The 19,257-nt window shown below is 61.6% G+C and carries 20 protein-coding genes; 5 read left to right on the plus strand and 15 right to left on the minus strand.

Going from position 1 to position 19,257, the window contains the following annotated elements; translation table 11 throughout:
- Positions 1-24: 24 nt before the first annotated feature.
- Positions 25-576, minus strand: coding sequence for a cytochrome b (locus AC1Q8Q_RS08905; protein ID WP_020797412.1), 552 nt, complete (start codon positions 574-576; stop codon positions 25-27).
- Positions 577-1,215: 639 nt separating this feature from the next.
- Positions 1,216-2,952, minus strand: coding sequence for a flavin monoamine oxidase family protein (locus AC1Q8Q_RS08910; protein ID WP_492614981.1), 1,737 nt, complete (start codon positions 2,950-2,952; stop codon positions 1,216-1,218).
- Between the two features lie 221 nt (positions 2,953-3,173).
- On the opposite strand from AC1Q8Q_RS08910, the gene AC1Q8Q_RS08915 reads away from it, so the two are divergent.
- Together AC1Q8Q_RS08915 and AC1Q8Q_RS08920 are read left to right on the plus strand one after the other, a co-directional pair.
- Complete coding sequence (locus AC1Q8Q_RS08915; RefSeq protein WP_020797410.1) at positions 3,174-4,580, plus strand: adenosylmethionine--8-amino-7-oxononanoate transaminase; 1,407 nt, start codon at positions 3,174-3,176, stop codon at positions 4,578-4,580.
- Between the two features lie 134 nt (positions 4,581-4,714).
- Positions 4,715-5,434 (plus strand): 16S rRNA (uracil(1498)-N(3))-methyltransferase, encoded by a 720-nt coding sequence (locus AC1Q8Q_RS08920; RefSeq protein WP_168759071.1) that lies wholly within the window; start codon positions 4,715-4,717, stop codon positions 5,432-5,434.
- Between the two features lie 81 nt (positions 5,435-5,515).
- On the opposite strand, the gene AC1Q8Q_RS08925 is transcribed toward AC1Q8Q_RS08920, so the two are convergent.
- Genes AC1Q8Q_RS08925 through AC1Q8Q_RS08935 form a run of 3 tightly spaced genes read right to left on the minus strand, consistent with a single transcriptional unit; the run spans position 5,516 to position 8,067 of the window.
- Positions 5,516-6,418: a transporter substrate-binding domain-containing protein gene (locus AC1Q8Q_RS08925; protein ID WP_020797408.1), complete on the minus strand. Its 903-nt coding sequence runs from the start codon at positions 6,416-6,418 to the stop codon at positions 5,516-5,518.
- Between the two features lie 29 nt (positions 6,419-6,447).
- Entirely contained in the window at positions 6,448-6,798 is a 351-nt protein-coding gene (locus tag AC1Q8Q_RS08930; protein WP_168759072.1) for a RidA family protein, read from the minus strand.
- Positions 6,799-6,825: 27 nt separating this feature from the next.
- Positions 6,826-8,067, minus strand: a complete 1,242-nt coding sequence (locus AC1Q8Q_RS08935; RefSeq protein ID WP_454866341.1) for a D-amino acid dehydrogenase — start codon at positions 8,065-8,067, stop codon at positions 6,826-6,828.
- 109 nt (positions 8,068-8,176) lie between these two features.
- Here AC1Q8Q_RS08935 and AC1Q8Q_RS08940 point away from each other — a divergent pair, with 109 nt between their 5' ends.
- A complete protein-coding gene (locus AC1Q8Q_RS08940; RefSeq protein WP_020797405.1) occupies positions 8,177-9,082 on the plus strand; it encodes a LysR family transcriptional regulator in 906 nt (301 codons plus the stop codon).
- Between the two features lie 26 nt (positions 9,083-9,108).
- Here AC1Q8Q_RS08940 and trhA read toward each other — a convergent pair whose 3' ends face one another.
- The gene (gene trhA, locus AC1Q8Q_RS08945) at positions 9,109-9,726 is read right to left on the minus strand and encodes a PAQR family membrane homeostasis protein TrhA (RefSeq protein ID WP_033043069.1); all 618 of its coding nucleotides are present in this window, start codon (positions 9,724-9,726) and stop codon (positions 9,109-9,111) included.
- A gap of 99 nt (positions 9,727-9,825) precedes the next feature.
- On the opposite strand from trhA, the gene AC1Q8Q_RS08950 reads away from it, so the two are divergent.
- Positions 9,826-10,746 (plus strand): LysR family transcriptional regulator, encoded by a 921-nt coding sequence (locus tag AC1Q8Q_RS08950; protein WP_492614982.1) that lies wholly within the window; start codon positions 9,826-9,828, stop codon positions 10,744-10,746.
- A gap of 113 nt (positions 10,747-10,859) precedes the next feature.
- Here AC1Q8Q_RS08950 and madM read toward each other — a convergent pair whose 3' ends face one another.
- The 9 genes from madM to mdcA form a co-directional block, all read right to left on the minus strand.
- Complete coding sequence (gene madM, locus AC1Q8Q_RS08955) at positions 10,860-11,624, minus strand: malonate transporter subunit MadM (protein WP_432668689.1); 765 nt, start codon at positions 11,622-11,624, stop codon at positions 10,860-10,862.
- Between the two features lies 1 nt (position 11,625).
- Entirely contained in the window at positions 11,626-12,042 is a 417-nt protein-coding gene (gene madL, locus AC1Q8Q_RS08960; RefSeq protein WP_020797400.1) for a malonate transporter subunit MadL, read from the minus strand.
- Between the two features lie 63 nt (positions 12,043-12,105).
- Positions 12,106-13,017 carry a malonate decarboxylase subunit epsilon gene (gene mdcH, locus AC1Q8Q_RS08965; RefSeq protein ID WP_432668690.1) on the minus strand — a complete coding sequence of 304 codons (912 nt, stop codon included), beginning with the start codon at positions 13,015-13,017 and terminating at the stop codon, positions 12,106-12,108.
- Complete coding sequence (locus AC1Q8Q_RS08970) at positions 13,014-13,634, minus strand: malonate decarboxylase holo-ACP synthase (protein WP_432668691.1); 621 nt, start codon at positions 13,632-13,634, stop codon at positions 13,014-13,016. Before AC1Q8Q_RS08970 ends, mdcH begins: the two co-directional genes overlap by 4 nt.
- Positions 13,628-14,431 carry a biotin-independent malonate decarboxylase subunit gamma gene (gene mdcE / locus AC1Q8Q_RS08975; protein WP_432668692.1) on the minus strand — a complete coding sequence of 268 codons (804 nt, stop codon included), beginning with the start codon at positions 14,429-14,431 and terminating at the stop codon, positions 13,628-13,630. Before mdcE ends, AC1Q8Q_RS08970 begins: the two co-directional genes overlap by 7 nt.
- Positions 14,428-15,279: a biotin-independent malonate decarboxylase subunit beta gene (locus AC1Q8Q_RS08980; protein WP_492614983.1), complete on the minus strand. Its 852-nt coding sequence runs from the start codon at positions 15,277-15,279 to the stop codon at positions 14,428-14,430. Before AC1Q8Q_RS08980 ends, mdcE begins: the two co-directional genes overlap by 4 nt.
- On the minus strand, positions 15,272-15,571 hold the full coding sequence (locus tag AC1Q8Q_RS08985) for a malonate decarboxylase subunit delta (protein ID WP_020797395.1): 300 nt from the start codon (positions 15,569-15,571) through the stop codon (positions 15,272-15,274). Before AC1Q8Q_RS08985 ends, AC1Q8Q_RS08980 begins: the two co-directional genes overlap by 8 nt.
- On the minus strand, positions 15,571-16,446 hold the full coding sequence (locus AC1Q8Q_RS08990) for a triphosphoribosyl-dephospho-CoA synthase (RefSeq protein WP_168759075.1): 876 nt from the start codon (positions 16,444-16,446) through the stop codon (positions 15,571-15,573). Before AC1Q8Q_RS08990 ends, AC1Q8Q_RS08985 begins: the two co-directional genes overlap by 1 nt.
- Positions 16,446-18,116, minus strand: a complete 1,671-nt coding sequence (gene mdcA, locus AC1Q8Q_RS08995; RefSeq protein WP_083349852.1) for a malonate decarboxylase subunit alpha — start codon at positions 18,114-18,116, stop codon at positions 16,446-16,448. The genes AC1Q8Q_RS08990 and mdcA overlap by 1 nt, the downstream gene beginning before the upstream one ends.
- A 677-nt stretch (positions 18,117-18,793) precedes the next feature.
- On the opposite strand from mdcA, the gene AC1Q8Q_RS09000 reads away from it, so the two are divergent.
- Entirely contained in the window at positions 18,794-19,162 is a 369-nt protein-coding gene (locus AC1Q8Q_RS09000; protein ID WP_020797391.1) for a DUF6124 family protein, read from the plus strand.
- Positions 19,163-19,257 lie beyond the last annotated feature (95 nt).

The raw sequence follows: 19,257 nt of genomic DNA on the forward strand, positions 1-19,257 counted from the left end.
TTCCTTTGGAGTCGAGGTTGAACTTCAGGCTTTGCGACCCAGCATTCGCTTGAGGGTCACATCACGGTCGATAAAGTGGTGCTTCAATGCTGCCAACGCATGGAGGCCGGAAAAAATTACCAGTATCCATGCCAGCCAGAGGTGAATCACACCGGCGGTATCTGCCTGGTCCGGTAGCCCGGACACCAGCGCAGGCACTTCAAACAAGCCAAACACCGGGATACCGACACCTTCTGCGGTGGAAATCAGGTAACCGGCAATCATCACAGCGAACAGACTGAGATACAGAAAGCCATGGCCGAACTTGGCGCCCAGGCGCGTCATGCGGCTGTAGCTGGACAGGGTCGGCGGCGGCGGACTGATGAAACGCCACACCACCCGCAACACCATCACACCCAACAACACCAGGCCGATGCTCTTGTGCAGGTCCGGTGCGTCTTTGCGCCAAGTGCTGTAGTAGTCGAGCCCGACCATCCACAACCCCAACGCGAATAGGCTAAAAACCGCCAGCGCCACACTCCAGTGAATGAAAATGCTGACCCAGCCGTAGCGGGAAGTAGAATTTCGTAGCTGCATTGCCCAGATCCCTGTAAGTGCTGGCCCAAGACTATCGATTTATCTATCGGATTAAAGCGGAAAATTTCGCTTTGAAATATCGAGAAATGCGATCAATAGCCTAAATCACGCGGGTTAAGGAAAGATTAAAGTCGAAATTGTGAAAAGAAGTGAATACAAACCAGAGAACACCTGTATCAAAAGGTTTATTCGATTTCTTGCCTCATTTTTTCAAGCGTAAAAAAAAACGCGGCCTTGAACCGCGCTTTTTTGTGCTTGAACGCTACGTAGACTTAGCGGGGCGATATCGACCTTCCTAATTGTGGTACACGGAAGGGGGCTGCAGACAGTCAGGATTGTACGGATCCATATCGCATTTATAGGCCAGTTCATGCCCGTATCCCCGGCGATATCCCTCATGAAATATCTCCGCATTTGCACAACCCAAAAGGGTTATCAATATGATGATTACTGTCAGTTCTTTCATATGCTCTCCAGTTTTTGAAGAGCATGGGCCCAAGATCAAGCTCTACCCATCACCCCCTTCTGATTCGCTTGTGGGAAGTCTCTGATATCGCTGGCGCATGTAGGACGGGAGACAACGCCGAGATCTGGCAAAAAAAAACGCGGCCCATGAGCCGCGTTTTTTACGCCTGAACGTTACTGGGCCTTGGTAACCGTGGTCGCCGCTGGCTTCTTGGTCGGTTCGGCCTTTTTCGCCGGTGCCTTGGCCGACGTTTTCTTCGCCTCGGTCTTCTTCACTGGCGCTTTTGCCGGTGCTTTCTTCGCAGGCTCGGCTTTCACCGGTGCCGCAGGCTTCGGCGCTTCGACCGGAGCAGGTGCAGGGGTCGGCGCCGGGGCTGGTGCGGGAGCCGGTGCGACGGGTTCTGGCGCCTTGATCGGCTGTGGCTTCTTCTCGTCATCCGAGCCGCCGAACAGGTTGCTGAAGAAGTTGCCCTTCTTCGCTGCCACCGCGCCGGCTGCAGCGGCAGCGGCTACTGGAGCGGCTTTCGCCGGGTCAAACGACTTGCCCGCCGCCAGGTCTTCAACCTGGCTGGCCGCACGCTGACCGGTGCGCAATGCGCCTTCCAAGGTGCCCGGGTACAGGGTGTCAGTGTGTTCGCCAGCAAAGGCTACACGCTGAACCGGACGCTCCCACAGACGCCAGAACTTGCTGATCTGACCCGGGCCGAAGGCCAGGTAAGCGCCGCCCATCGAAGGGTCGGTGCTGTAGCGACGGATTTCATAACCGGTAAACGAACCGCGTGCCTGTGGGTAAAACGCGTGCAGGCGGATCAGTACCTGATCGACCATCTGCTTGTCGCCGAACGCCTGCATGACCCGCGAGTTGTCGCCGGACAGGTTGATCACCACGTTGGCGCCGCCCTTCAGCGCCGGCTCGACCCACAACATGCCCAGGCCGGTGTTGCTGTAGATCTCACCGGACATGCGCGCCTTGCTTTCCCACACTGGCGTCTTGAACTTCAACATGATCTGGTCGCGCCAACCGTAGTTGGTGCCCTTGATCGCGGCCTGGTGCTGGGCGTCCAGTGCCGGGGTCATCTGGATCTTGTTCAGGGCACGCAAAGGCACGGCCACCACAACGTAGTCAGCCTGGTAGCCAACGCTGCCGACCTTGACGGTGACGCCGTCCTTGTCCTGGGTAATGGCTGAGACCGGGGAGCTGGTCTTGATGGTTTTCAGTTCTTTGACGAAGGCCTGGGCCAACACCGGGCTGCCACCGACCAGGCGCGACGCGCGCAGGTCACGGTCGGAAACGCCACGATAAACGCGACTCTGCTGTGCGAAGTACAGCAGCGAGATACGCGAAGGTTCGTCATAACGGGTACGAATCTGCTGGTTCACCAACTGACGGGCAGTGGCCGGCAGGCTCAGGCGATCGAGCCAGTTGGACACGTTGATCTGGTCCAGGGCGTGCAGCGTGTTGTTGGCTGACGGGTTTTGCGGGTCTTCGATCGAGCGCGCCAGGTCGTCCACCGTCTTTTCGTAGCGCTTGAGCGCTTCGGCAGTGGTTGGATCCTTGGTGGCCAGGTCGGCCGCGGTGTAATACACACCGTCGATCAGGTAGCCCGGGGTGCGCACGAATTCAGGTGCTGGCGTGGTGCTCAGCTTGAACGTCGAGATGTACTTGTTCAGGACCGGCTGGGTCTTGTCGTTGCCGATCCACTCACTGGCGGCCATGCCGGAGCGGCCGCCCAGGCTCGGCTTGGCTTCCAGCAGCGTGACCTGCCAGCCTTTTTTCTGCAGCTCGTAAGCAGCCGTGAGGCCCGAGACCCCGCCGCCGATCACGATCGCGGTTTTATCCTTGGCCAGCGCAGACACGCTGAACAGCCCCAACATCACCAGCGCACAGGCGCGCAGCCAACCGACAGACATTCAGCGAACTCCGGAAATACAGGAAAAATAGCGGTTTTTGCGAGCCAGGCGGCTCCAGAACCGCGAAGGATACGTCAGCCGCCAGACGCCTGCCAGCAACGTCTACCGTCCTATACAAAGTAGCTCAAACAACACAATGGGTTGTTCCCGAGGCACGCATTGCATAGGCTTGCGCGATTGTATGTCCGCGCACGACACGGACCGCCTCGAGGAGACTGAACATGGGCCTGAATAATCAGTGGATGCAACGCGATCTCGCGGTGTTGTGGCATCCCTGCACCCAGATGAAAGATCACGAACAACTGCCGCTGATCCCGATCAAGCGCGGTGAAGGCGTGTGGCTGGAGGATTTCGAAGGCAAGCGCTACCTCGACGCGGTGAGCTCCTGGTGGGTGAACGTGTTTGGCCATGCCAACCCGCGCATCAACCAGCGCATCAAGGACCAGGTCGATCAACTGGAACACGTGATTCTCGCCGGGTTCAGCCATCAGCCGGTGATCGAGTTGTCCGAGCGCCTGGTGAAGATGACGCCGGAGGGCCTGACTCGATGCTTCTACGCCGATAATGGTTCGTCCTGCATCGAAGTTGCGCTGAAAATGAGTTTTCACTATTGGCTCAACCGCGGCCTGCCGAACAAGAAGCGCTTTGTTACCCTGACCAACAGCTACCACGGCGAAACGATGGCGGCGATGTCGGTGGGCGACGTGCCGCTGTTCACCGAAACCTACAAGGCGCTCCTGCTCGACACCATCAAGGTGCCGAGCCCCGATTGCTATCTGCGCCCCGAGGGCATGAGCTGGGAAGAGCACTCGCGCAACATGTTCGCCGCCATGGAGCAAACCCTGGCCGAGAACCATGACACCGTTGCCGCGGTGATCGTCGAGCCGCTGATCCAGGGCGCCGGCGGCATGCGCATGTACCATCCGGTGTACCTCAAGCTGCTGCGTGAAGCCTGCGACCGCTATGGCGTGCACCTGATCCACGACGAAATCGCCGTGGGCTTCGGCCGCACCGGGACGATGTTCGCCTGTGAACAGGCGGGTATCCGGCCGGACTTCCTCTGCCTGTCCAAGGCCCTGACCGGCGGCTACCTGCCGCTGGCGGCGTGCCTGACCACCGATGACGTCTACAGCGCCTTCTACGACGATTACCCGACCCTGCGCGCCTTCCTGCATTCCCACAGCTATACGGGCAACCCTTTGGCATGCGCGGCGGCCCTGGCGACGCTGGATATCTTCGAAGAAGACAAGGTCATCGAGAACAACAAGGCGCTGGCGCAGCGCATGGCCTCCTCCACTGCACATCTGGTCGACCACCCTAACGTCAGCGAAGTGCGCCAGACCGGCATGGTGCTGGCCATCGAGATGGTCAAGGACAAGGCCAGCAAAGAGGCCTACCCATGGCAGGAGCGTCGCGGCCTGAAGGTGTTCCAGCATGCACTGGAGCGAGGTGCCTTGCTGCGGCCATTGGGCAGCGTGGTGTATTTCCTGCCGCCGTATGTGATTACCCCGGAGCAAATCGACTTCCTCGCCGAGGTCGCCAGTGAGGGCATCGACATTGCCACTCGCGATAGCGTCAGCGTGGCGGTGCCGAAGGACTTCCACCCCGGTTTCCGCGATCCGGGCTAGCGTTCGCCTGCTCGTTCCCACGCTCTGCGTGGGAATGCAGCCCGGGACGCTCCGCGTCCCAAAAGCGGACGCAGAGCGTCCGATGAGGCATTCCCACGCAGAGCGTGGGAACGATCCAACTACAGAGATTTAGCATGAGACTGTCCCGCTTCTTCATCGACGCCCCCCTGAGCACCGGCGAGCACGAATTGCCCGAAGCCCAGGCCCATTATATCGGACGCGTGCTGCGCATGGCCGAGGGCGATGCGTTGCAACTGTTCGACGGCTCCGGCCATGAATTTCGCGGCACGCTCGTTGAAGTCGGCAAAAAACGCGTGGTAGTCCAGATCCATGAGGAGTTTGCCGGCCAGGTGGAATCGCCGTTGCAGATCCACCTCGGCCAGGGCTTGTCCCGTGGCGAGCGCATGGACTGGGCGATCCAGAAAGCGACTGAATTGGGTGTCACGCAAATCACGCCGATTTTCAGCGAACGCTGCGAAGTGCGACTCAAGGACGAACGCGCCGACAAACGCCTGCTGCACTGGCGCCAGGTAGCGATCAGCGCCTGCGAACAATGCGGGCGCTCACGGGTGCCGGTGATTCATCCGCCGGTGCTGTTGGCCGACTGGTTGAAACAGACTGAGGCTGAACTGAAGCTGGTGCTGCACCCGGTGGCCGAGCCATTGGTCAGCCATGCCAAGCCTTCAAGCCTGGCCTTTCTGATCGGCCCGGAAGGTGGTTTGTCCGATGCCGAAGTCGATCTGGCCAAGGCCAGCGGCTTCCACGCCGCCCGCCTCGGCCCGCGAGTGTTGCGCACCGAGACCGCGCCGGTGGTTGCACTGGCGGTTGCCCAGCAGCTCTGGGGTGACTTCTAAAAAGATCGCAGCCTGCGGCAGCTCCTACAGGCTGGAGCGCAATCCCGTGTAGGAGCTGCCGAAGGCTGCGATCTTTTGACTTTATTGCACCGGATCACTCACCGGCTTGGCAATGATCGCCTTGAGTTCGCTGGTCATCGGGAACTCAAGGTTCAAACCCTTCGGCGGGATCGGCTGCTCGAACCAGCGCTGGTAGATGCCATTGATCTCGCCCGAGCTGTACAGATCCGCCAACACGCCGTTGACCAGGGCGAGGAACTGCGGGTCGTCCTTGCGTACCATGCAGCTGTAGATCTCCCGCGATTGCTCCTCCCCGACCACCACCCACTTGTGCGGGTCATTGGCCTTGGCACGCTCGCCGTAGAGCAGCGCGTCGTCCATGTAGAACGCCGCGGCCCGGCCCGATTGCAGCATCTGGAAGGCTTCCCCGTGGTCCTTGGCGCTGATCACGAACATGTCGATCTTGTGATCGACGTTGTAGCTTTTGAGGAAGCGCTCGTTGGTGGTGCCGGCGGTAGTCACCACGTTCTTTCCGCGCAGGTCGGCAAAACCTTTTATGCCGCTGTCCTTGGCGGTGAGCAACTGGCCTTTGACGTAGATGAAGCCATAGGAGAACGCCACCTGTTTCTGCCGTTCGGCAGTGACGCCGGTGGAACCGCATTCCAGGTCCACGGTGCCATTCTGTACCAATGGAATGCGGGTCTGAGAGGTTACCAGGTTGTACTTCACCTTCAGGTCAGGCCGCGCCAGTTGCTGCTGGATACGCTCGACGATCTTGCTCGCCAGATCCACCGAGTAACCCATCGGCTTGCCGCTATGATCACCCACGTAGGAAAACGGCACCGACGCATCGCGATAACCCAGGGTAATGCTGTTGGTGCTGGCGATCTTGCCCAGGGTGCCGGTCAGCGGCGTTTCATTGGCCTGTACCTGACTGCCTAACAACAGGCCGAGGCTGCAAGCGAGCAACGTGATTTTTTGCATTGTTATTCTCCGTTGTGGGTGTTGGTTTATCAGGCGCGTGCAGCGATGACGGTGATTTCCACAAGCACCTGCGGGCGGGCCAGTTCGGCCTGCACGGTGGTGCGGCTCGGGGCCTGCCCGGGCGATAACCAGGCCGACCAGACCTCGTTCATCGCGGCGAAATCCTCGGTGATGTTCTTCAGGTAAATGGTCGCGCTGAGCAGATGATCCTTGTCGCTGCCAGCCTCGGCCAGCAAGGCGTCGATTTTCCCCAGTACTTCCCGGGTCTGTCCGCTGGCATCCAGGGCATCGCCCGGTACCTGCCCGGAAAGAAACACCAGATCGCCAAAAGTCACGGCGCCTGACAGGCGCGGGTTGCTGTGCAGTCGGGTAATGCTCATTGCAGTGTCCTCTTCAGAAATGGCTATTCAGGCGGCCCGATGATTGAACCCCTGCAGGTCGATGGAAGGTGGACGCTCAGCGATCAACTCGCTGAGCAATCGCCCGCTGCCGCACGCCAGGGTGAACCCCAACGCACCGTGGCCGAGGTTGAGCCACAGGTTGCGATAGGCCGTCGCGCCCAGCAACGGTACGCCGCTGGGGGTGGCCGGGCGCATGCCGGCCCACTCGACGGCTTGGTCATAAGCGCCGGCATTTGGAAAGGTGTCCTGGGCCTGACGCTTGATCAGTGCCAGGCGCTTGGGGTCCAGCGCAGGGTCGAAGCCGACGATGTCGACCATCGCCGCCACACGCAATTGCTCGCCGATGCGGGCGTAGACGATCTTGCGGTCGTAGTCGGTGATGCTCACGTCGGGCACCCGGTGACCGACGCCGATGGGCACGGTCAAGCTGTAGCCCTTTAGCGGGTACAGCGGCAGTTGCAGCCCGGGCAGCGCCAACAGCGGACTGCGGTGGCCGGCAGCGATCACCAGTTGCTCAACCGGCAGCAGGTGTTCGCCCAACTCGATGGCGTTGACGCTGCCGTGGCCATGGCGAATCCCGGTCACTGCTTGCCCGAGACGAAACTCGCAACGACCGGACGCTTGCAGCCGGGCGGCCAGTTGCTGGCAGAAACCGTGGCAATCGCCGACCTCTTCGTCCGGGGTGTAGATCGCCCCGACGAAGGGGGCATCGATCAGCGCCGGCTCCAGCTGCGCGCATTCGGCCGCCGACAACACCTGCTGTTGTTGCGGGTCGGCCAGACCCTGGCGCGCATGTTCGAAGCTGCTGTTCTGGCGGAACGTCACCAGCTTGCCATTGCGCCGCCACTGGAAACCCGCCAGTCCATCGTCCTCGCGCCAGGACTTCAACGTACCCTGGCTCAGGAGCGCCAGGCGCAGCAAGTGGGCGGCGTTCGCGCGGTTGACCGAGTGGCGGCAGGCCCCGAGGAACGATGCCATCCAGCGCCATTGCGCCAGGTCGAAGCGCGGACGCAGCTTCAGCGGTGAATCGCCGCGTAACATCCAGCCGATGGCCTGTAATGGCACACCGGCGTCGGCCAGGGGTGCGACATAGCGATAAGACAACTGGCCGCCATTGGCGAAACTGGTTTCGCTGCCCAATGAGTCCCGAGCCTCGACCACCGTGACCTCAAAGCCGTCGCGCACCAGCGCATAGGCCGTAGCCAGGCCAATCACGCCACCGCCGATGATGCACACTCGCTGAGCCATGTCCGTCCTTAAAACCGTTGTGAAGACAAGGCCGAGGTTAGAGCCAGGTGACAGACGTTGAACAATGCATAAATATGTCAAACCCATAAACAAAGGTTATGGACTTGTCATGCGTCTTCGCCATATCGAAATTTTCCAGGCCATCCGCCAGACCGGCTCGATCAGCGCGGCCGCACAGTTGCTGCACGTCTCGCAGCCGGCGGTGAGTAAGGTGTTGCAGCACGCCGAGCAGCAATTGGGCTTCCCGTTGTTCCTGCGGGTGCGCGGCAAGTTGCAGGCGACGCCGGAAGCGCTGGAGCTGGAGCGCGAAGTGGACAAGGTCAGTGAAAGCCTGCAAGGCGTACGACGCCTGGCCCAGAGTCTGCGTCGCGAGCCGGGGCACAGCCTGCGCATCGGCGCGACCCCGGCACTGGCCCTGTCATTGCTGCCGCCGGCCATTCACGAATGGACCGGACGCTACCCGGACATCGTCTGCGAGTTGTCCAGCGCCCACAGTCGCGAACTGGTGCAGAACCTGTTGATGCGCGAAGTGGATGTCGCCCTGACCCTGCAACGCCCGGATCACCCGGGGCTCAAGGCCCAAGCCCTGGCGTGCGGCGTGCTGGTGGCGCTGGCGCCGATTGGTTACTGGCCGCCGCAAGAGGCAGGCAGGCCGTTACCGCTCATGGCGCTGGCGAATGCGCCCCTGATTGGTTTATCCAGTGCCGATCCGCTGGCCGCACGGCTCGACAGCTATCTGGAAGCCGTCGAACCACCTCCTCGCGTACGCATCGCCGTGCAGACCTACTCTCTGGCACGGGCGATGGTGGAATCTGGCGCGGGTGTAGCGGTGATCGATCCGTTCACCGCCCTTGGTGCGTCTCCCGACACCACAACGATTCGCCCTCTGGCGCCGCCGCTGCCCATCACCCTGTACGCAGTCACCCGCGCCGCCGAACCCCCACCCCACACGTTGAACGACCTGTTGCAGGTGTTCGGCCGCCAAGCCCAGGAGCAATTGGATCGCCTCTGCTGAGCCTGAAACCTGCAAGGCCGCTTCGCCTACAAGACGTAAAAAAATATCGCCACGAAGTGCAGCAAACTCCCGGCAATCACGAACAGATGCCAGACCCCGTGGGCATGGCGCAGGCGATGGTCGAGGGCAAAGAAGATAATCCCCACGGTATAAAAAATCCCGCCCGACGCCAGCCACGCAAATCCGGCGCTGCCGAGCGCCGCCAGCAAGGGTTTGACCGCCACCAGCACGATCCAGCCCATGACCGCGTAGATCACGATCGACAGGATCCGCGCTTCCGATCTCGGCTTGATCTCTTGCAGGATGCCGATCAGCGCCAGCCCCCAGACGATCCCGAACAACGTCCAGCCCCACGGCCCGCGCAGGGTCACCAGGCAGAATGGCGTGTAGCTGCCGGCGATCAACAGGTAGATCGAAAAATGATCGACCTTTTTCATGATCGCTTTCTTGCGTCCGCGCACGCTGTGGTAGACGGTCGATGCGCTGTAGAGCACCAGCAAGGTAAAGGCGTAGATCGCCATGCTGACAATTTTCCACGGACTTCCGTCGAGGCTGGCGAGCACAATCAGCCACACACCGCCGACAAAGGCTGCCACTGCTCCGACCAGATGCGTCCAGGCGTTCAATCTTTCCCCGTGATACATCGTTTACCCACCTCGAAAATCGATAAAGCTCAATAGGGTGCGCTCCTACATACACCCACATACGTGCACAATCAGGTTATTCCAATAAGAGTCCACCCCATGTTGATCGATGAAGAGTTGACCCTGAAAAAACTCGAGGTGTTCCTGGCCTTCATGCGCACTGGCAACCTGGCCCGCGCCGCTGCCGAATTGCAGACCAGTAACGTTAGCGTACATCGGGCCATCCACTCCCTGGAAAGCGCCCTGCGCTGCCCGCTGTTCAAGCACGAGGGGCGCAACCTCACGCCGCTGGAAAGCGCCTACGTCCTGGAAGAACGGGCGCAGAAGCTGATTCAGGATGTCGTGGAAACTGTGCGCCTGACCCGCGAAGCCGCCGGGTTTTCCGCCGAGCGCTTCAAGCTGGGCTCGCTGTATTCGCTGACGGTGAAGACCGTGCCGCAATTGATCATGGGCCTGAAGATCCGCCGCACCGAGCTCAATATCGACCTGATCCTCGGCTCCAATTTCGACCTGTTGTACAAGCTCAAGAACATGGAGGTCGATGCGATCCTGGTGTCCCTGGACGACAGCATCAACGATCCGGATCTGGAGCACTTGCCGTTATTCTCCGACGATATCTTCCTGGCCACCCCGGCGGATTCGAAGTTTGCACACAGAAGCGACGTCGACCTGGCCGAGGTCCGCGATGAAACCTTCATCACCCTGACCCAGGGCTTCGCCACGCATCAGGACGGTAAACGGGTTTTCGAGCAGGCGGGGTTCGAGCCGAAGGTGGCGATGCAGGTCAACGACATCTTCACCCTGCTGAGCATGGTCAGTTCGGGGGTCGGTTATGCGTTGCTGCCGGGCCGGATTGCGGCGGTGTACGAGAATCGCGTGAAGCTGATTGCGCTGCAGGAGAAGTACCGGTTGCAGCAGCACATTGGCGTGGTGTTCTTGAAGGCCAAGGAGCGTGATCCGAATCTGCTGGCGTTGCTGGCGGAATGCCGGATGTACGCCAATCGCCACGCCAACCAGTGATCGTTCCCACGCTCTGCGTGGGAATGCAGCCCGGGACGCTCCGCGTCCCATTCGAGAGCTGGAACGCGGAGCGTCCCTTGAGGCATTCCCACGCAGAGCGTGGGAACGATCAGTTAGCCAACAATCCCGCGAACAATGAAGTACAGCAACGAAGGCCCCAACAAGCACCCAAGCCCGGTGTGAAAGGTCGCCGTCAACGCCCCATAAGGCACCAGCCGTCGATCCGTCGCCGCCAGCCCCGCCGTCACACCGCTTACCGTACCGGCCAGGCCACCGAACACCATCGCCGAACGCGGGTTATCCAGGCCCATCCAGCGCGCTGCCATCGGCGTGCCGACCATCACCAGGATCGCCTTGATCAACCCGGTGGCAATCGACAGCGCCATCACATCCGAGGTCGCGCCAATTGCCGCACCGGTCACCGGCCCGACGATGTAGGTCACCGCGCCCGCGCCAATCGTGGTCATGCTCACCGCATCGCGATAACCGAATACCCAGGCCATGCATGCGCCAACAATGAACGGCAGCACCGTACCCAACAGCAGCGCGATCACGCCGATCAGCCCGGCTTTTTTCGCTTCGGTGGCCTGCACTTCGAAGGCCGTGGCGACAATGGCGAAGTCGCGCAGCATTGCGCCGCCCATCAGGCCGATGCCGGAGAACAGCGTCAGGTCCGCCAGGCCTTTTTGCCCGCCGGTCATGGTGCCGCCGACCCAGGCCAGCACCAGGCCGATGACGATGGCAATCGCTGAGCCGTGAATGCGTCCGTAGGTCAGGCGTTTGGAGAGGATGACCGACACCCACATGATCACGCCGACGAAGGCGAATGCGGTGACCAGGCCGTTGTGTTCCAGGCCTTTCTCGATGAGATCCCACATATCAGCGACCTCCTACTGGTGTGCCGACGGGGGTAATTTCCGTGGGCTCATCGGGCAAGGGTTCACCTTTATGGGTCCGGCTGATCAAGGCAATGGTGCAGCCGCAGACCACCACCGAACCGATCGCCGCCAGCACCGCCACCGGACCGCCATGCAAGGCCGTGACCACGTTCTGTTGCGCGGCCATCGCCACCACCACGGGGATGTACATGGCACCCCAGAAGCCCACGCCCATTTCGCAATCCCTGGTCATGCCACCGCGTTTTTGCATCCACAGCCGCGCGCAGATCAACAGGATCATGGCGATCCCGACCCCGCCGACGTTGGATTTTACGCCCAGCAGGACGCCCAGCATGTCACCCATGATCACCCCTGCCAGCGTACAGATCGCGAGCAGCGCCACACCGTAAATAATCATTGTTGTCGTCCTCAAAGTGCATCGTCGAATGTTGTTCTTGTTGTTCGAAGCCTCAGGGTTGCTCTAGGGGTGGCGACATCCCTCCTCACGCAACAGCGCCTGCAGGGTATCGAGCCTTGCACCGTCGAACGCAATCACGGTGCCCTGTTCGAAGACCCGGCGCGCCAGCCCGGTCAGCACTGCACCGGGCGGCAGTTCGATCTGTAGACGTACGCCGCGCTCATACGCGCTTTGCACCGTGCCGCGCCAATCCACCACGCGGCACATGTTGAAGGCCAGGTCGTCGCGCAAGGCGTCAACCTTGATCACCGGGCGGGCGCGACTGCCGCTCAGGTAGCCGATCTTCGGCGTTTGCAGCTTCACCCTGGCGAACGCTTCGGCCAGGGTTTGCGCCGGTACGTCCAGCAGCGGGCAGTGCGACGGCACACTCACCGCCAGACGCTTGACCATCCCCGCCCCACGCGCCCTTGCCAGCTCGGCCAGCGCTTTCATCCCAGCGTCGCTGCCGGCAATCACCACCTGGTTATCGGCGTTGATATTGGCCAGGTAAACCGGTGTATCGACGCTGTGAACCCGGGCCAGCAAGCCCTCCACCACCGCCAGTTCCAGGCCGATGATCGCGGTCATCCCGTAGCCATGTGGATAAGCCTGCTGCATCAACTCGCCGCGCAGGCTGACCAGATGCAACGCATCGCTGAAATCCAGGGCACCGGCGACCACCGCGGCCGGGTAGGCACCAATGGACAGCCCGGCGACGTAATCCGCCGGCAATGCCAACTGCCGCGCAGCCGCCACACCGGCGATCAGCAGGCAGAGCTGCACCGCCCTTGTCGATTGCAACGCCTGTGCAGAATCGAGCCGCCGAACGTCTTCGCCCAACAGGTCGCTGGCCTCGATCAGCGTGTCCCCAGGCAAACCCTGGAGCATGCCCGGCCGCTGCGCACCCTGCCCCGGGAACACCAGCAAACTGCTCACGCTGCCTGCTCCTGCGCGTTCCACGGGTCGACGACCAGGCAGGCCCCTGTTGCGTTCTTGAGCAAAACCCGAGAGGAAGAACCCGCCCACTCACGCAAGGCGACAGCGCCGAACGTGGTCTGCAATTGCATGTCCACCACACACGGCGCCGTATCGAGTAACGCCAGCAACTCTCGAGCCTGAACACGCGCCAGGGGTCGTGGTGTGCGCAGGATCAAATCCAGATCGCTGGCCTCCTGCAAGGCTGCGACGCCACTGGCCAACTCGAAGCCGGCACTGCCGCTGACACCCCAGGCCCAACCGCAGGCATCGAGTACAGGGCGCAATTGAGCCAAGGCCTCAAACGCCGGCAAGTCACGGTGGCTCTCGACGTGGCAAAGCGCTTCCGGGCTGACACAACGGGTTACCGCGGCAATTGCCATCGACGTCCCATAGCGCTGTTCACGTAAACGTCCACGCACGCCGACCGCAATCCGATCCGCCGTCGACACCGCACGGCGCACCACCACGGGCTGACCGGCGCCGATCGACTCGACCGCCCAGGCAGGCGCATCCTCAGGCAGCTGCCGAGGAGTCATGCCCCAGAGCAGGTCGTGGGCCAGAAACCGGCTCACCATTGTTCTCTCAGTAACTGGCGGACCTTGCTCGAGGCCGCCCGATTGGCCGCCCCGAGGCGAGCGCTCAAATCAGTGCCCTTGTGCGCGACATCGGCAATCGCCTGCGTCAGGCACTCGATCACCCGCGCCAGATCCGCCGAGGTGGGCTGTTCGATCTGCTGCACCGACAAGGTTTCCCAGAGCAGTCCGAGGCTGGCATAGCTGTCGATGTCATAGGCCATCGGTGGCACGCTGGCGGCCAGGGTTTCCAGCTCTTCGACACTGCGCAAGGTCACCCGCGCCGCCGAAGCCTTGCCCATGGCATGCACCATCACCCCTGGATCGCGCAGGGCAATCAAGCGGTTGGCCTGATAACCGTGAGCCAGAAACGCCCCGGACATCGCCTTGCCCACCAGCAAGCCAATCACGGCATGACCGGCCAGCCGGGCGCGGGCATAACTGTCGGCGGCACCGGCCAAGGCTTGATGAATACCGAGGGCTTCTTCGCGGCGCCCGTAGGCCTGGCTCGGCACATCGACGATGGCGATCAAGGCGCGTTTTTGCAGCTTGTCCTGATCGGCAACGATGACGTCATTCACCGCCTTGGCCAGGCCCCAGCCTTCGAGCAGCCCGACTTCACCATGGCGGGCACGCACGAACCGGTTGTCTGGATCGGCCACCACGGCGATGAAGCGCGCGGGCTGTTCACCCACAAATCCATCCGCCACTTTCAGCGAGGCCGGCAAACCAGTGACCGGCCTGGCATCGCCGCTCAAGGCGTTGAACCAGTTCAAGCCCCTCAGGGAATACGAACTCATGAGCGCTCTCCTTGATACAGGTCGCGAACCGTGGCCGGATCGATTTGCGGCTCGGCGTCCAGACGCGCCAGCCGTTGCAGAAACAGGTCGGCCTGAGTACTGCGTTGCTGCGCAGGCAAACCCTGCTTGAGCAATTCGCCGACCTGCCGACGAATCCGCGCCACGTCGTCTTCCACGTAGCGATCCACCAGACCCGTGGCGAAACGTTGCTCGCCGCCGGTCAGGCTCCAGATAAAGGGGCGATCGCGCGAGTCGTATTCCTCGAGCCCCGCCTCCTGTTCGATCACCTGGGGACCGTTCAGGCCCAGGCGAGCCTCCTGAGTCACCAGCAGGTAGCTGCACAAACCGGCGGCAATCGACATGCCGCCAAAACAACCGACGCTGCCCGCTACCACACCGATCACCGGTTGGTACTGGCGCAAATCGACGATCGCCGCATGGATATCGGCAATGGCCGCCAAGCCGAGGTTGGCTTCCTGCAGGCGCACACCTCCGGTTTCCAGTAGCAGCACGGCTCGGGTCGGGATGCCCTTGCGGTTATCCTCGGCAGCCAGTTCCAGTGCACCGGCAATTTTCGCCCCTCCGACTTCACCGAGACTGCCGCCCTGGAATGCCCCTTCGATAGCCGCGATCACTACTGGCAATCCGTCGAGGCTGCCCTTGGCGATCACCACGCCGTCATCGGCTTGCGGCACCACGCCCTGGCGCGCCAGCCACGGCGACATGATGCGTTGAAACGGATCGAGCAATTCGCGAAAGGTGCCGGTATCAAGCAAGGCTTTCGCCCGTTGCCGGGCACCGAGTTCAACGAAGCTGTGCTTGTTGAGAAGCGCTGCGCTGTCAGTCATGGCCGATCTCCTCGAAGCCCTGTTCCAGGCGCAGGCGGACTACCCCGGGGGTGGCGCCGAAATCGTGGATGTCGATGTCCATGGCCGGCGGGACCTGGCCGTCGAACATCCGTGCGAACAGGTGCTGCCAGCGTTGCTCGCTGCCGTTGACCGAGGTCTGCACGGTGATGCTCAGCTTGCCGGGTTGACCCGGTTCGATCAGCACTTCCAGATCGCCCGAGCCGACACAACCCACCAGCGTGCGACCGCGTGGCGGCTGCCCGGCGGGGAATTCAAAAGATAAGGTTTCCATTAAAACGCTCCCTGGGTAATGCGGTCGCCGGCCTCGATGCGGTCGATGAACAGGCAGGCTGCGAGCAAATCCGCAGCACCACCGGGCGAGGCATTCAATGCGATCAACTGTTGGTCCAGCTCATGCAGCCGACGACGCCCGGCGAGGCTGGCGCTGCCACCGGCGTCGAGCACGGCCTGGGCACCGAGTTGCATGGTGCTCAGGCCTTCCTCACCGGCGCGGTACAGCACGCAGGTGTCAGCCAGATTCGTCATGATCGCCAGCAACGCATCGAGCCGAGCGTTCTGTTCGCCATGGCCGACAGAGCGGCTGCGCTTGAGTTGCGGCAGTGCGCGTTGAATCACTGCCGGAAAACCGAGTTGCGCTTCCTCGCGGGCACCGCGCACACCGTAGCGTTGGGCGACTTGCGCACCGTGGCTCAGTGGACGCGGCGCATAACGGTCGTCGAGCAAGGCCAGGCGTGCCGCTCGCAAGGCGATGGCGCCAGCGGCGGTGGAATGCGGCTCCAGCGCAACAGCGGCGACCAGCAGGCCCAGCGCCCAGATGGCCCCGCGATGGGTATTCACGCCGTTGGTGGTGGCGAGCATCGCTTGTTCGCCTTCACGTCCGATCAGGCCAATCGCCTCGCGCAGCGGCAATCCAACCTCGCCCATCTCGATAGCGGCTTGCGCCATTTCCTTGAACGCCGGCCACAGGGCCAGCGCCGAGGCGTGCATCAGCCCCAGGTGCAAATCGGTGTGGGCGCCATTGCCGCGGCGGTCGACCAACGCCGGTTTTGGCGACAGGTCAGCCTCGTCGATGAGCGCATCCACCGCCAGGTCCGCCAGGCGTTCGGCCAGGCTCAGGGTTTTCGGTTGCAGGTTGAGTGCGTGCATTACCAGCTCCTGAACTTGGCGGGCGGGTTGTAGAGGCCACCAGACCACTCCACCAGGTCCGCTACGCTTTTGGCGGCGAGCAATTCACGGGTGGCGTCGGTACGGCGGATGCCGAGGTCTTCGGGCAAGGCGATCAAGCCTTCGCGGCGCATGCGCGCGGTGTCCTTGGGGTTGTGCCGCAGGCCGATGGCGGTCACGCCAGCGACGGCGGCGATCATGGCCTGGCGCTCTTGCAGCGTGCGGGCCTTGTACAAATAGGCGATGCCTTCTTCGGTCAGCAGGTGGGTGACGTCGTCGCCGTAGACCATGATCGGCGCCAGTGGCATGCCGCTTTTTTTCGCCACATCGATGGCGTCGAGGGTCTCGACGAAGGTCGGCTTTCCGCCTTCCTGAAAGGTCTCGACCATTTGCACCACCAGTTTTTTGCCGCGTTCGAGCATGGGTTGTGCAGTGTCGGTGTGGCGCATGTCGAGCCAGGCTGGCGTGCCGTGGCGGCGACCGCGCGGGTCATGGCCCATGTTCGGCGCGCCACCAAAACCGGCCAGGCGACCACGGGTCACGGTCGAAGAATGGCCGTCGCCATCGACTTGCAGGGTCGCGCCGATGAACAAGTCCACCGCGTATTGCCCGGCCAGTTGGCTGAACATCCGGTTGGAACGCAGCGAGCCGTCGCGCCCGGTGAAGAACACGTCGGGCCGGGCAGCGATGTAGTTTTCCATGCCCAGTTCGGTGCCGAAGCAATGCACGCTTTCGACCCAGCCACTTTCAATCGCCGGGATCAGGGTTGGATGGGGATTGAGTGTCCAGTTGCGGCAGATCTTGCCCTTGAGGCCCAGGGATTCGCCGTAGGTCGGCAGGATCAGTTCGATGGCGGCCGTGTTGAAACCGATGCCGTGGTTGAGCGATTGCACGTTGTGTTTTTCGTAGATCCCGCGAATCGCCATCATCGCCATCAGCACGTGCACCGGCTTGATGTGCCGAGGGTCTCGGGTGAACAGCGGCTCGATGTAGAACGGCTTGTCCGCCACCACCACGAAGTCGACCCAAGAGGCGGGAATGTCGACCCGCGGCAATTCACTGACATCGTCCACCAGTTGATTGACCTGGACGATGACGATGCCGTCGCTGAAGGCAGCCGGTTCGATCAGCGCCGGCGTGTCTTCGGTGCTGGGGCCGGTGTAGATGTTGCCGGCGCGGTCGGCCATGAAGCCAGCGCTGAGTACCACGTTGGGAATCAGGTCGACCACCAGCCGCGCATAGAGCTCGATGTAGGTGTGGATGGCGCCGATTTCCAGCAGGCCGTCTTCGAGCAACTGGCTGATGCGCAGGCTCTGGGTGCCGGCGAAGGAGAAGTCGAGCTTGCGCGCAATGCCACGCTCGAACAGGTCCAGGTGCTCGGAACGACCGACGCTGGGCATGATCATGTGAAGGTCATGCAGCTTGCCCGGATCGGCCTTGGCCAGGGAACGGGAGAGAAAATCCGCCTGCTTCTGGTTATTGCCCTCCAGCACCACTCGATCGCCCGGCAGGATCAACGCCTCCAGCGCCGCCACGATCTTGTCGGTGGGCAACACCACACCGTCGGCCAGGTCTCGCACCAGCGCAAGACGTCGCTGCTTCTCGCTGCGCCGCCGCGTCCATCGCGAGTCGGGGGATATTGTTGTTGTCATGACCACTCCACGGGTTCGCTGTCGTGGGGTCACAGTAGGAGTGTTGGTGGGGGGTATCAATCAAGCAGAGGGGTGGATTGTTACGCTTAGGTTAATGGTTGACTATTCTGACGCCTTCGCGAGCAGGCTCGCTCCCACATTGGTTTTGCGGCGAACACCAACCCTGTGGGAGCGAGCCTGCTCGCGAAGGGGCCGCGATGGTCACAACTGCTGTCGAAGGCCGGAATAAAATTGTCGAAAAGTCCCAAAAAAGGACCGATCAGTCCCTTTTTGGGAATCTTCAACCATTGGACATCTTCGCCAACTGATCGGGTTTTGTGTTTAAACATTTGTCCGCAGAAAGGATGGAAGGCTACAACGCCTGACATCGCTGCCTACAGAAATGCCGGAACCCGCTGACTGGTGCGCTTTTGCGCGGATCTTTATCGTTTGTGCGTCGCTGCAAATTCAGCGGCCGGGTTTGGAACCCCGAGGTGTAAAGGGCGAAAAAGCGCCATTCATAACGTATGCTTGCGCACCTTCATAGTGTGCATTCCGTTATGGCGGCTGTGCGCGGGAGACCTTCGGGTCTACCGGGTTTTCTCCATTTACCTCGGGTTCCAACCTGCGTACAGCTGCCACCCTAATTCGTTTGGAACCGAATGGGGCAGCTGAAACTCGTCAAATGGAGATTCAGTATGTTCAAAGTAACTCCCAATCCCCCGGAAACCGATCCCGATTTCCAAGCTGCCTTGGAAGCCGAGAAGCTCAGCGAAGCCGCAGACCGCGCCCTCTCTCATTACTTCCCGCCCCCTCACGAAAAACCGGCCAAGCGCCGAAAATTCCAGCTGTTCACCGTCTCTCCTGACATCGGCACTGAAGCACTTCTGGCCAATGCCTCCGAAGACCTGCTGTCCATCAGTGCCATTGCGGCCGATCTGGCGGACGGCGTGGAGGGTTCGCGCCGTTCGGTAGCCTTGGCGCTCAGCCGCATGGCCGATGGTGTGCATTTGTTGGTGGAGCGGGCGTTGGATCACCATGAGGCGTTGGCTCAGGCCAAGGTTTAGCCGTCAGATTTTTGGTGAATTGGAGGCCGCTTTCGCGAGCAGGCTCGCTCCCACAGGGTTTGGTATTCGCCGCAAAACCATTGTGGGAGCGAGCC

This window comes from Pseudomonas sp. GW823-FHT06B06 (assembly GCF_058795195.1).

Bases quoted from the DNA above. Each gene is read 5' to 3' on its own strand.
- madM (WP_432668689.1), bottom strand. From the start codon at position 11,624: ATGTGGGATCTCATCGAGAAAGGCCTGGAACACAACGGCCTGGTCACC.
- AC1Q8Q_RS08925 (WP_020797408.1), bottom strand. From the start codon at position 6,418: ATGCAAAAAATCACGTTGCTCGCTTGCAGCCTCGGCCTGTTGTTAGGC.
- AC1Q8Q_RS08920 (WP_168759071.1), top strand. From the start codon at position 4,715: ATGAGACTGTCCCGCTTCTTCATCGACGCCCCCCTGAGCACCGGCGAG.
- AC1Q8Q_RS08930 (WP_168759072.1), bottom strand. From the start codon at position 6,798: ATGAGCATTACCCGACTGCACAGCAACCCGCGCCTGTCAGGCGCCGTG.
- AC1Q8Q_RS08910 (WP_492614981.1), bottom strand. From the start codon at position 2,952: ATGTCTGTCGGTTGGCTGCGCGCCTGTGCGCTGGTGATGTTGGGGCTG.
- AC1Q8Q_RS08950 (WP_492614982.1), top strand. From the start codon at position 9,826: ATGTTGATCGATGAAGAGTTGACCCTGAAAAAACTCGAGGTGTTCCTG.
- AC1Q8Q_RS08970 (WP_432668691.1), bottom strand. From the start codon at position 13,634: ATGGTGAGCCGGTTTCTGGCCCACGACCTGCTCTGGGGCATGACTCCT.
- AC1Q8Q_RS08915 (WP_020797410.1), top strand. From the start codon at position 3,174: ATGGGCCTGAATAATCAGTGGATGCAACGCGATCTCGCGGTGTTGTGG.
- AC1Q8Q_RS09000 (WP_020797391.1), top strand. From the start codon at position 18,794: ATGTTCAAAGTAACTCCCAATCCCCCGGAAACCGATCCCGATTTCCAA.
- mdcE (WP_432668692.1), bottom strand. From the start codon at position 14,431: ATGAGTTCGTATTCCCTGAGGGGCTTGAACTGGTTCAACGCCTTGAGC.
- mdcA (WP_083349852.1), bottom strand. From the start codon at position 18,116: ATGACAACAACAATATCCCCCGACTCGCGATGGACGCGGCGGCGCAGC.
- AC1Q8Q_RS08935 (WP_454866341.1), bottom strand. From the start codon at position 8,067: ATGGCTCAGCGAGTGTGCATCATCGGCGGTGGCGTGATTGGCCTGGCT.
- trhA (WP_033043069.1), bottom strand. From the start codon at position 9,726: ATGTATCACGGGGAAAGATTGAACGCCTGGACGCATCTGGTCGGAGCA.
- madL (WP_020797400.1), bottom strand. From the start codon at position 12,042: ATGATTATTTACGGTGTGGCGCTGCTCGCGATCTGTACGCTGGCAGGG.
- AC1Q8Q_RS08940 (WP_020797405.1), top strand. From the start codon at position 8,177: ATGCGTCTTCGCCATATCGAAATTTTCCAGGCCATCCGCCAGACCGGC.
- AC1Q8Q_RS08990 (WP_168759075.1), bottom strand. From the start codon at position 16,446: ATGCACGCACTCAACCTGCAACCGAAAACCCTGAGCCTGGCCGAACGC.
- AC1Q8Q_RS08985 (WP_020797395.1), bottom strand. From the start codon at position 15,571: ATGGAAACCTTATCTTTTGAATTCCCCGCCGGGCAGCCGCCACGCGGT.
- AC1Q8Q_RS08980 (WP_492614983.1), bottom strand. From the start codon at position 15,279: ATGACTGACAGCGCAGCGCTTCTCAACAAGCACAGCTTCGTTGAACTC.
- AC1Q8Q_RS08905 (WP_020797412.1), bottom strand. From the start codon at position 576: ATGCAGCTACGAAATTCTACTTCCCGCTACGGCTGGGTCAGCATTTTC.